The sequence below is a fragment of the Sphingobacteriales bacterium genome (assembly GCA_016711285.1).
GTDB lineage: Bacteria > Bacteroidota > Bacteroidia > Chitinophagales > UBA2359 > JADJTG01.
In genome coordinates, this window is record JADJTG010000014.1 from 310,460 (window position 1) to 322,642 (window position 12,183).

The 12,183-nt window shown below is 40.8% G+C and carries 9 protein-coding genes and 1 pseudogene; 9 read left to right on the plus strand and 1 reads right to left on the minus strand.

Features of this window, described 5'->3' with window-relative positions; genetic code table 11:
- Window positions 1-161 precede the first annotated feature (161 nt).
- A complete protein-coding gene (gene gyrA, locus IPL35_14105) occupies window positions 162-2,759 on the minus strand; it encodes a DNA gyrase subunit A (protein MBK8444470.1) in 2,598 nt (865 codons plus the stop codon).
- A gap of 426 nt (window positions 2,760-3,185) precedes the next feature.
- Between gyrA and IPL35_14110 the strand changes: the two genes are divergently transcribed.
- From IPL35_14110 to IPL35_14150, 9 genes and pseudogenes are all read left to right on the plus strand, one after another.
- Window positions 3,186-4,139: a homoserine kinase gene (locus tag IPL35_14110; GenBank protein ID MBK8444471.1), complete on the plus strand. Its 954-nt coding sequence runs from the start codon at window positions 3,186-3,188 to the stop codon at window positions 4,137-4,139.
- Between the two features lie 136 nt (window positions 4,140-4,275).
- Window positions 4,276-4,522 (plus strand): annotated as a pseudogene (locus IPL35_14115) (type B 50S ribosomal protein L31).
- Window positions 4,523-4,872: 350 nt separating this feature from the next.
- Complete coding sequence (locus IPL35_14120) at window positions 4,873-6,945, plus strand: T9SS type A sorting domain-containing protein (GenBank protein ID MBK8444472.1); 2,073 nt, start codon at window positions 4,873-4,875, stop codon at window positions 6,943-6,945.
- A 249-nt stretch (window positions 6,946-7,194) separates the two neighbouring features.
- The gene (locus IPL35_14125; GenBank protein ID MBK8444473.1) at window positions 7,195-7,911 is read left to right on the plus strand and encodes a pyridoxine 5'-phosphate synthase; all 717 of its coding nucleotides are present in this window, start codon (window positions 7,195-7,197) and stop codon (window positions 7,909-7,911) included.
- Window positions 7,912-7,923: 12 nt separating this feature from the next.
- Window positions 7,924-8,565, plus strand: a complete 642-nt coding sequence (locus IPL35_14130) for a hypothetical protein (protein ID MBK8444474.1) — start codon at window positions 7,924-7,926, stop codon at window positions 8,563-8,565.
- A 32-nt stretch (window positions 8,566-8,597) separates the two neighbouring features.
- A complete protein-coding gene (locus IPL35_14135; GenBank protein ID MBK8444475.1) occupies window positions 8,598-9,473 on the plus strand; it encodes a metal ABC transporter permease in 876 nt (291 codons plus the stop codon).
- Window positions 9,474-9,599: 126 nt separating this feature from the next.
- Window positions 9,600-10,577: a nitronate monooxygenase gene (locus IPL35_14140; GenBank protein MBK8444476.1), complete on the plus strand. Its 978-nt coding sequence runs from the start codon at window positions 9,600-9,602 to the stop codon at window positions 10,575-10,577.
- A gap of 116 nt (window positions 10,578-10,693) precedes the next feature.
- Window positions 10,694-11,209 carry a hypothetical protein gene (locus IPL35_14145; protein ID MBK8444477.1) on the plus strand — a complete coding sequence of 172 codons (516 nt, stop codon included), beginning with the start codon at window positions 10,694-10,696 and terminating at the stop codon, window positions 11,207-11,209.
- Between the two features lie 231 nt (window positions 11,210-11,440).
- Entirely contained in the window at window positions 11,441-12,181 is a 741-nt protein-coding gene (locus IPL35_14150; protein MBK8444478.1) for an ABC transporter permease, read from the plus strand.
- Window positions 12,182-12,183 lie beyond the last annotated feature (2 nt).

The window sequence follows — 12,183 nt, forward strand, 5'->3', positions numbered from 1 at the left end:
TTTAAAATTGTTTTGTGTTTTTAATGATGAAAAACAAGTTTTTCTTTATAAGAGAAATGGAGGTAATGATAAAAAATAAATTAAATAAAAGAGATAACTATATTTTATACAAACCTTCTTTTGACTATATAATTAAATTTTTGTTTAAAACAACTTATTCTTTATGCTTCGGTGTTATCATTGTTATCGTTTGCTTCGGTCGGTGGCACTTCGCTGTTGCTCAACTCTTCATTTACTCCTTCTTCGTCATCGCTGCCTCTTTTGATGCGCGTCACGCTTGCTATTTCGTCTCCTTCGCGCAAGCTGATGAGGCGCACGCCCTGTGTGGCTCTGCCCTGCACCGAAATACTGTCCACTGCCAAGCGTATTGTCAAGCCTGATTTATTGATAATCATCAAGCCATCGCCTGCTGTTACATCTTTCATTGCTATCAAATTGCCTGTTTTTTCAGTTACATTCAAAGTTTTCACGCCTTTTGCGCCGCGATTGGTGAGGCGGTATTCTTCTACTTCGGAGCGTTTTCCATAGCCGCGTTCCGATACCACCAACACTGTAGTTTTATCTTTGTCAGCTTGTGCAATGCAAATCATTCCTATAATAGATTCTATGTCGGAATCTATTTCCATACCTTTCACACCGATGCTGTTTCTGCCCACTTCACGCACTTTTTCTTCGTGAAAACGCGCCGCTTTGCCCGAAGAAGAAGCCAAGAAAATTTCGCTGTCGCCATCAGTAATGCGGCACTCGATGAGACGGTCGTCTTCGCGGATAGCAATGGCATTGATACCGTTTTGGCGCGGACGCGAGTAATCCTCCAAACTTGTTTTTTTGATAATGCCGTTTTTGGTACAGAAAATAATATAATGCGATTGCAAATAAGCCGCTTCTTTCAGGCTCTCTACATTAATATATGCCAGCACTTTATCATCATTCGGTAGGTTGATGAGATTTTGAATGGCGCGCCCTTTGGATATTTTTGTACCTTCCGGCACCTGATAGGCTTTCATCCAAAAGCAACGTCCTTTCTCTGTAAACAGCAATAAGTAGTTGTGATTTTTGGCAATAAAGATGTTTTCAATAAAATCTTCTTCGCGCGTGTTGCTGCCCTTTGAGCCTTTGCCGCCTCGGTTTTGTTCGCGGTATTCGGCGAGCAGGGTACGTTTTACATAGCCCAAATGCGAAATGGTAATTGCTACCTCCTCATTCGGAATAATATCTTCCATAGAGATTTCGCCATCTTCGTAGTTGATTTCCGTGCGGCGAGCATCACCGTAGTTGCTTTTGAGTTCCAGCAATTCTTTTTTGATAATCTCGGTGCGGAGGTGGCGGTGCTCCAATATATCTTTTAAATTGGAGATGAGGTTCAACAACTCGGCATACTCATTGCGTATTTTATCGCGCTCCAATCCGGTGAGGCGTTGCAGACGCATTTCCAAAATCGCTTTGGCTTGGGCTTCCGACAAATAATAAATGTCTTTGGCTTCTATTTTCATCATTTCCAATACCAAAGATTCGGTAGGATTAAAAGCCTTTGCCATCAAAGCTTCGCGGGCTTCGTCGGGCGTGCGCGAGCGGCGAATCAGTTCTATTACTTCATCTAAATCATCTAAAGCCACCAAAAAACCCTCCAAAATATGTGCTCTTTCAAGAGCCTGACGCAATTCGTATTGGGTGCGGCGCATCACTACTTCGTGCCGAAAATCCACGAAATACGAAATAAGTTCCTTCAAACTCAACTGACGCGGTCTGCCGTTCACCAAACATATATTGTTGATGCCATAAGAGGTTTGCAGCGAAGTAAAGCTATACAGTTGGTTCAGCACCACACTCGGCACGGCATCGCGTTTTAGTTCATACACAATGCGCATACCTTCGCGGTCGCTTTCGTCACGCAGGTCGCTGATACCTTCTATTTTTTTGTCGGTGATGAGTTCGGCTGTTTTTTGAATGAGTTGCGCCTTATTTACCTGATACGGAATTTCGGTTACTACGATGCGCGAGCGTCCGTTGGCAGTTTCTTCAATTTCGGCTTTTCCGCGCAGCACCACACGACCGCGACCGGTTTTGTAAGCCTCTGCTATTTCACCTACACCCAAAATAATGCCGCCGGTCGGAAAATCAGGAGCCGGAATATGGCGCATCAATTCCATCAGCGATATATCTTCGTTGTCAATATAGGCGATGATGCCGTTTATAATTTCGTTGAGGTTATGGGGCATCATATTGGTAGCCATACCTACGGCGATACCCGAAGCTCCGTTTACCAACAAATTGGGGAGGCGCGAAGGGAGTACGCTGGGTTCTTCGAGCGAGTCGTCGAAGTTGAGCGTAAAATCTACTGTTTCTTTGTCTATGTCTGATAAAATTTCTTCAGCGATGCGACTGAGACGGGCTTCGGTATAACGCATAGCGGCGGGGCTGTCGCCATCCACCGAGCCGAAGTTTCCCTGTCCGTCCACGAGCGTATAGCGCAAAGACCAGTCCTGTGCCATACGTACCATTGTATCATATACGGAGGCATCGCCGTGTGGGTGATATTTACCCAAAATTTCCCCTACAATACGCGCCGACTTTTTGTGCGGGCGGTTGTGATATACGGAAAGTTCGTTCATTCCGAACAATACGCGGCGATGCACCGGCTTCAAGCCATCGCGTACATCGGGCAATGCACGCGATACAATTACAGACATAGAATAATCAATATAGGCGGACTTCATTTCGTCTTCTATATTGACCGATATAATTTTATCTTCTGACATTCAGTTTATTAATTAGGAGGTCAAAGATATAAAAAAAATGTTTTTTTATCTAATAAGAAGCAGAGCAGAGTTTGAAAAATAATAGCACAGGCATCTTTTAAAGTAAAAACCCTTACAGAAAAAGAACAGGAATTATGTTTAAAAGTTCTTTTTACAGATAGTCTAAAAAATGAAGCCCTCATTTTTCTTATTTTATACCTCTCCCCTCCTCCTTTTGAATTTCTATACCGTTTTTTGATTTTTAGAATTTTTTTATATTTTGTTCATTTTTAAAGTATGTTCAAAATTAATGAATTTATTAATTATTTGTTTTTAAATATATTTAAAGATTAGCAATAAAGAACTTTGTTCCGTCTTTTTATCCATACAATAAGTTATTATCTTTGCAGCATAGATTTTTATATTATTAACATAATATTATTTATCATGACAATGCGTGTATGTGCTTTTGCTCCGGCATCGGTAGGTAATGTAACTTGCGGTTTTGACATTTTGGGTATGGCTCTGCAAGCTCCGGGTGATGTGGTTTCGGTTTCTTTCAGCAACACCAACGAAGTTCGTATTGTGTCGCTGCAAGGTGATGGCGGCAAGCTCTCGCGGGCGGCGGCAGAAAATACGGGCAGCATCGCTGTGCTGGCAATGCAAAAATTCCTCCGCGAGCAACGCGGCGTGGATATAGCCATAGAAAAAAACATGCCGCTGGGCAGTGGTATGGGCAGCAGTGCCGCCACCGCCGTAGCTGCTGCTTTGGCTTATAATCATTTGCTGGGCACCCCCCTATCAAAACAAGAACTGATACCTTTTGTATTGGAAGCCGAAGCCTTTGCCAGTGGCAGCGTACACGGCGACAACGCCATTCCCGCGCTACTCGGCGGTATTGTGCTGATACGCAGTTGCGAGCCTTTAGATATAGTGTGTCTGCCCGCTCCCGAACAGTTGCATTATGCCCTCTCCCACCCCGATTTGGTGGTGCTGACCAAAACCGCCCGCCAACTCATTCCGCAGCAAATTAATATGTACGATACCCTCGCACAAATGGGAAATATTGCGGCTTTTGTAGATGCTCTCCACCGCGCTGACTACACACAGTTGGCGAGCAGCCTCCACGACCGCCTCGCCGAGCCGTACCGCACACCGCTTATTCGCGGGTTCGGCGCAGTAAAGGAAGCGGCTCTTGCAGCAGGAGCTTTACACTGCGGCATTTCGGGCAGCGGTCCTTCGGTTTTTTCTTTGTGCAATGATGCCGCCATTGCCCAACGCGCCGCCGAAGCAATGCAAAACGCTTTTGAACAAACGGGTATTGACAGCGAAATATATTACGGAAAAGTAAATACGCAGGGGGCGTATATTTTGCCGACTCCCGCCCTATCGGATATTTAGCAAGCAGTTTTTTCTACCTTTATTGCAAATTAATTTGTAAAATACACAAATTTGTGTATTTTTGCGCCCTCATTTCAGCCTATATTTCGTGTAGGCTGTTTGTTTTCTGATACAAAAATTTAAAAGCAATTATACAATGAAAAAGAATACACACCCCAAAAGTTATCGTCCGGTAATATTTAAGGACATTTCGTGCGATTATTCCTTTTTAGGTCGCTCTACGATGGATACTAAAGAAACCATCGTATGGGAAGACGGCAATGAATATCCTTTGATTAAATTGGAGATTTCGAGTGCCTCGCACCCTTCTTTACGGAAAAATGCAATTTATTGATACAGCAGGACGTATCGACAAATTCAATAGAAAATACGGTAAAAAATAAAAAAAAGTTTTTATCCGGTTTATTCATCTTAAAGAGCCTTTTTTGCTATGTTGGTAAAAAAGGCTCTTTTTATTTTGGTAGCTTAAATTTCAAACTCATGAATTATAGAAATTGATTACTTCTTTGCAAAGCCCTATCACAGCTGGGAAAGAGGAGCAAATAAAAATTTTAATAGACTTGTAAGACAGTATTTTTCGAAAGATTACGACTTTTATCTAATTTTAGAAAAAATATTCCATATATATATGAAATAAACGCAACAACAGACCAAGAAAAAAATTGGGATTCTTAACCCCGAATCAAGTACATTTACATTTAATTATCAACAAAAGACAAGTTGCATTTATCACTTGAATCTACTTTTTTGGCTTAACGGCATTTCGTTTTATCCAAATTATGCAACTTATAATATTAGATTAATGAAAAAAGAGTTATTAACTTTTATAGTGTTTTTTATAAGTTTTTTTGTAAAAGCACAAACACAATTTTGTGCCTCAACTGAAATTCATAATCATTTAAAAAATACAGATGTTAAGTATTTCAGTAAATATAACGAAGCACAACAAAAAATGTATCAGTCTTTGGCTTCAAATAGAAATACAAACAATACAACAGTTTATACCATACCTGTTGTTGTACACGTTGTGCATACTGGCGAAGCCATTGGTACTATTAACAATCCTTCGGATAGTCAAATTCAGAATTATATCACTATGCTCAACCAAGCATATTCGGCAACTTTTCCAAATTATCCTGATACGTCAAGTGGTGGGTTAGATATTGGTATTCAGTTTGTTTTAGCACAAAGAACTCCAAATTGCACTGCTACTAACGGTATAAATAGAATAAATGCTTCTGCCGATACAACCTATGCTACCTATGGCGTTAAATGGAATGATAATGACGCTGGCATTTCTCGCTTTGATTTAGCGAATATGGCATTTTGGGACAATAGAGATTATTTGAATTTATGGTTAGTAAATAATATAACAGGTTGGATTGCTGGTTTTGGAATTTATCCAATATCTGGTTATAACTTTGCTGATGGTGTAGTTATAGAAAGTAATGATGTAAGTATTTCAAATCCTTATTTAGTAGCACACGAATTTGGACACGCTTTTGATTTAAGACACACATTTGAGGGGTCATATAATAGTGTTTGTTCAATAAATAATAATTGCAGTACAGATGGAGATATGGTCTGTGATACAGCACCAGTTATTGAAAATTACAACTGTGATATTAATGAAAATAATGTTTGTACTAATACTCCTATTGGTATGCTTTCATATAACTATATGAGTTACGCTTGTCACCAATTATTTACTCAAGGTCAAAAAGATAGAATGAGAAACGCCTTATTAATTTTAAGACCCACTTTGATAACTTCATTAGGAGGTTTACCTCCTCCTCAAGTTACTCCGAGCATTAATATCTCAACAAATAGTAATACCATTTGTCAAGGACAAACTATTACTTTTTCCACTAATATTTCAAATGGTGGTAGCTCCGCTACTTATCAATGGTATGTAAACAACAATATTGTGGGTTCTAATTCTAACACATTTTCATTCGTGCCAAATAATAATGATGTGGTTTATTGTAAATTAACTTCAAGCGATTTTTGTGTACTTTCTCAAAATGTAAATAGCAATTCAATAACCGTTAGTGTTAATCCAACCGTACAATTATCAGCAAATCTAACATCAAGTGCAACAACAGTATGTCAAGGAACACAAGCTACAGCAACAGTTTCAAGTAATGGTTTCAACAATCCTTCTTACACTTGGTATATTAATCTATCACCTATATCAACTACAACTATTCCCTCTTTTAGTTTTTATCCTACAAACTATGAAACCTTGTTTTGTAAAATTACAGAAAACAATCCCACAAATTGCCAATCGGACACTTTTATAAATTCTAATCTTATATATTATGTAGCCATTCCGCAACCAACACAACCTTTAGTTCTCCAAATAGACAATTACCTTAAAGTTACAAACTATTTAGATGGTCAAGGTCAATGGTATAGTGGTAGTACAACTCAACCAATAGCAGGTGCTACAAACCAAATTTACTATCCAACAGCATCAGACTTGTATTATTATGTCGTTAATAATAATGGTTGTTTTAATCAATCTCCTTATATTCAATTTACCTACCTTTCAATTGATGAAGTAGAAATAAATAGTAATTTTAGAATTTATCCAAATCCATCTGATAACATTTTAAATATTGATGTGCTCAATAAACAAATTTACAAAATAGAATTTTTTGATTTACAGGGTAGATTATTAAAAACAATAAAAGAAAATAAAGAAAAATATCAAATTGATATTTCAAATTTTACATCGGCAACATATCTTTTAAAGATAAGTACCGAGAAAGGCAGTCAATCTGTAAAAATTATCAAAAAATAAATATTTAAAGAATATTTCGTTATTTCGTCTATATAGAAAGAAATCAAACGCTTTAAGTCGGTTAATATTAAAGCGAGCTACGATTACTACCTCTCACCAATTTCACCACCTTACAAATATACGCAATTTACAAAATATTTACAACAACCCATTTTGTTTTTTTATTTTTCATTGAACGATAAACAGTTTCCGAAAAAAACTGTCCGGTTTTAGTGGATATTTCTAATTTTATGCTTAAATAAGAAAAAAATGACCCGTTTAAGTGTAAATATCAACAAAATAGCTTTGCTGCGCAATGCGCGGGGCGGAAATGTACCCGATTTAATCGCCGCCGCCCTGAATTGTGAGCGTTTTGGCGCAGAGGGCATCACCGTACACCCGCGACCCGATGAACGACATATCCGCCGCAGCGATGTGTATGCCCTGAAAACGGTACTGCACACAGAATTTAATATAGAGGGCTATCCCGATCGCGCTTTTTTAGATATGTTGCGCGAGGTGCGTCCGGCGCAAGCTACTTTGGTGCCCGACCCACCGCAGGTACTCACTTCCAACGCTGGCTGGAACAGCATCGCACAGCAGGCATTTTTGAAAGATTGTGTAGCGGAACTGCACAGCTACGGCTGTCGGGTGTCTTTGTTTATAGAAACCGACCCGCACCTCTTAGATGCCGCCAAAAGCACCGGAGCCGACCGCGTGGAGTTTTACACCGGTCCTTACGCCGAACAATATGATTCGCTATCGTCCGAAATTGCCGTAGCTCCCTATCGCGAAGCTGCCCGCCACGCCGAGCATATCGGCTTGGGCATCAATGCGGGGCACGACCTCAACTTGCGCAATTTGCGTTTTCTAAAACAACAGCTGCCCCATTTGCTGGAGGTTTCTATCGGACAGGCACTCATTGCCGATGCGCTGTATTATGGCTTGGAAAATACTATCCAAATGTACAAACGCTGTTTAGTTTAGTTTTTTCTTACGATGAATATTCCTTACATCGTCATTGACCGCCAACAGTGGCATCGCCGCGCTATCTTCGAGTTTTTCAGTACTTATCAAAATCCTTTTTTTCAGTATCACGGCACAGGTGCGTGCGGAGATTTTTATTATTTTTGTAAAAAAAGAAATTTTCCTTTCAGTTTGGCATTGGTGTATGCTTCCAACAAAAGTGCGGAGCGCGTGGCGGCTTTTCGGCAACGGGTGGCAGGAAACGAAATCAGAGAGTACGATTATTTAGATGCGGGACTGACGAAATTGCGCGATGACGGCAGTTTTTATTTTTCGCACCTCAGCAGGCAGCCTTCTTTGGAGCAATTTGTGGCACAAAAGGCTGCTTTTCATACGCCCGCAGCAAATTTTGACGAAAATGGCGATGTAATGTCTATGATTCATTATACCATTTTGCCCTGGATTGCTTTTCAGTCTATGCAACACGCCTACCGCGATGCACAGGATACTGTACCCAAAATAGCCTTCGGAAAACTGCACAGCAATACCGCAGATACTGCTGTTTTGTGTCTGCCGGTGTCGGTTCAGTTGCACCACAGTTTGGCTGATGGTTTGCATGTGGCGCAATATTTTGAAGAATTTGAAAAAATTATGTCGGAAATTGCAACAAATTAAGCATTTTTGTTCTTGATGAAGTATAGAAACTCATGCCTTATTTACACGATTTTTTAATTATCCTCAGTGCTGCATTAGCGGCGGCTTGTTGCGGCTTGTTGGGCTGCTACCTGATGCTACGCCGTATGGTGATGAGCGGCGATGCCATTTCGCATGCGGTGCTGCCGGGTATTGTGATAGCCTATTTGGTCAGTGGCTCGCGCACTTCTTTTTCGGCAATGCTGGGCGCAATGGTATTTGGTGTGTTGTGTACTTTTCTGATTGAATTTTTGCACCGCCGGCTGCGCATACAAGAAGATGCTTCTATCGGAGTGGTGTTTACGTTTTTATTTGCTGTGGGCATTATATTATTGTCTTTATTCGCGGGGCAAGTGGATTTAGACCAAGATTGCGTACTGAACGGCGAACTGACTTTTGTGCCAATAGATGTGTGGATATATGAGGGCAATGTGATGGGTCCGCGTGCGGTATGGATTTTGGGTGCTTTGCTGGCGGCATTGATTATTTTTATCAAAATGGGCTATAAAGAGTTACTTATCACTACTTTTGATGCAGAATATGCAAGCTCTATCGGTATTAACACTACTTTGTGGCATTATTTGCTGATGGGTACAGTGTCGGCAACTACAGTGTTGTCGTTTGAGTTGCTGGGTTCTATTTTGGTAGTAGCTTTTATGACAATACCGCCGGCAACGGCTTATTTGCTCACCAATAAATTATCGCTGATGTTTCTGATAACGATAGCCGTGGGCAGCATAGCGGCGGTGGCAGGATATGGACTTGCCAAAATGTGGGATACTTCGGTGGCGGGCAGCATTACAGTAGTCATGGGAATTATATTTGCCGCCGTGCTGCAAGTTCATCATATTGCACGCTCAAAAAAAGTAGTTTCGCCGGAAGAAACCTAGTGTTTTTTTGTTGATGAACGAATTGAGTTTTTTTAAAAAAATAAACACTTTAAATACACCATATTTAATTTTTCTCTTTTTACTATTTTATCTTCATAAAAAAAAACAGATTTATAACGGCACTATATGGCGACACCTGCACCTTTCCGAACAACATTAACCGATATGCTGAATATTCAATATCCGATTATTGTAGCACCGATGTTTTTAATATCCAATACCGCTATGGTAAAAGCCGCCACCGATGCGGGTATCACGGCAGCCATTCCGGCTCTTAATTATCGCAGCGACCGCGAATTTCGGCAGGCGTTGGAGGAGTTGCGCCAATATTCCAATGCTCCCTTTGGCATCAACCTCATCACCAATCCTTCCAACCCGCGCTACCCCGAACAGCTGCAAACCTGCATAGATTATAAAGTAGATTTTATTATTACCTCTTTGGGCAATCCGCAAAAAGTGATAGACGCTTGTCGTCCGCAGGGTATGCGGGTATTTTGCGATGTGGTAAATGCCGAGCACGCCGAAAAAGCAGTAAAAGCAGGCTGCGATGCTCTCATTGCCGTAAATTCGGAAGCGGGCGGACACTTGGGCAATATGAAAGCAGCGGAGTTAATTCCCTTGCTGAAAAAGAACTTTGATGTTCCGGTTATATCGGCGGGCGGTGTAGGAACGGGCAGCGGTATTATGGAAAAAATAAAAATGGGCGCAGCAGGTGTATCGATGGGCAGCATTTTTATTGCCACCAACGAAGCCCCTGTTACGCAAGCCTACAAACAAGCCTGTGTAGATTACAAAGCCAAAGACATCACCATAACGACCAAACTGTCGGGTACGCCCTGCACGGTTATCAATACCGACTATGTAAAAGAAATCGGCACGAAACAAAACTGGTTAGAAACCTTACTCAACCGCCACAAAAGTTTAAAGAAATACGCCAAAATGCTCACCTTTATGCGCGGTATGAAAAGCCTCGAAAAAGCGGCTTTCGGTGCTACCTACAAAAATGTATGGGTGGCGGGAGCGTCCATAGAGCATGTACACAACATAGAGCCGCTGCAAAAAGTGGTGGAAAGGTTGGTGCAAGAAATGAAAGCAAACGTATAATAACATAATGATTTTAATAAAAAAGTAAATACCTTTGCAAAGCCGTTTCAAAAAAAACGGTGACGTTTTATCTCATTTTTAAAAAAAATAACAACAACATTATTCTACGAAGAACAATGAAAAAAATACTTGCAATAGCTATACTCTGTATGTTGCCTTTGATAAGTGCAGCAGCGCAGGATACTAAAAGTTTTGCCGTGCGCGGCGATGTGGTCAGCCTCACACCTACAAGTTATACCATAGAATATTACTCCCTCAGCCAAGCCAACGAAGGAGAGCCTTTGGCGAAGATTTTTTTGAGTGGCAATGGCAAAGGCGAATTGTCTTTTTATAATGATAATGCGCGTTTGGCGGGCAAACAACTCAATGCCGATTTTGACAAAAATAGCACGATTCATCTGGCATTGCCTTTGAGTCAGTTGGATAATATTCTGACGCATTTGGATAAAAGAGGTCGCCTTGAATTGTCGCTGAACCGCAGCAACAAAGAAGCGAGCCTTTCGGTACAAGGCAGTGTGGGCACGGGCAGCAATCCGTTTCAGGCTATCAATGGCAGCCGCCTCCCCTCCGCTTCGCCTTCCGGAAAACCCGCCGCCGCTCCCGCCAACTCGCTGAAACGCGAAGGAAAGTAAGATTATCCGTTTATCTCTGCGCAACTCTTTTGAAACACAATTTTATTGGCAGCCACCTTCACCAAAATAAATGGCAGAAGGTGGCTGCTTTGCTTAAAATTTAAACAGTACATTTGCCGACAAAACATTATTTTTGTTGCTTTGTTATCCTAAAAATTGCCCCCAACAGCATTTTTTTTTATCTCAGAAAAAAACATTCCATTCAAAATAATAATATCCACCTGTACAAAGATGCTTTTTGTTTATAAATTTCTATACCATTTCGGACGCTATGTAATGATGCTACGCACGATGCTGATGCGCCCCGAAAAATGGTTTATGTATTGGCGCGAAACATTGCGGCAAATGAACAATATCGGTGTGGGTTCTTTGGTGATTATTGCCATTGTATCTTTGTTTATCGGGGCAGTTACGGCACTCCAATTTGCTTATCAATTAGATACCATTCCCAAATATTATGTGGGCTACATTGTGCGCGATTCCATGATTATAGAGTTAGCTCCCACTTTTTCGTGTTTGATATTAGCGGGAAAAGTAGGGTCTAATATGGCTTCGGAGTTGGGAAGCATGCGTATTTCGGAACAAATTGATGCCTTAGATATTATGGGCGTAAATAGCATCGGGTATTTGGTGGGTCCCAAAATTATCGCCTCCTTATTTATCACACCTGTTTTAGTAATTATTTCGGCTTTTTTGGGTATTATGGGCGGCTTGCTTGCCTGTGTCACAAATGGCATCGTAATGCAAACCTACATACGCGGCTTGCACTCTTGGTTTGAGCCTTTTAATGTAACAATGATGCTCATAAAATCTATTGTTTTTGCTTTTTTGCTCACCTCTATTTCTTGTTATCAGGGATATTATGTAAAAGGCGGTGCTTTAGCCATCGGCGATGCCAGTACTCGTGCCGTAGTATATAGCAGCATTATGATTTTGATTGCCGACTATTTAATAGCACAGGTGTTGTTATAATA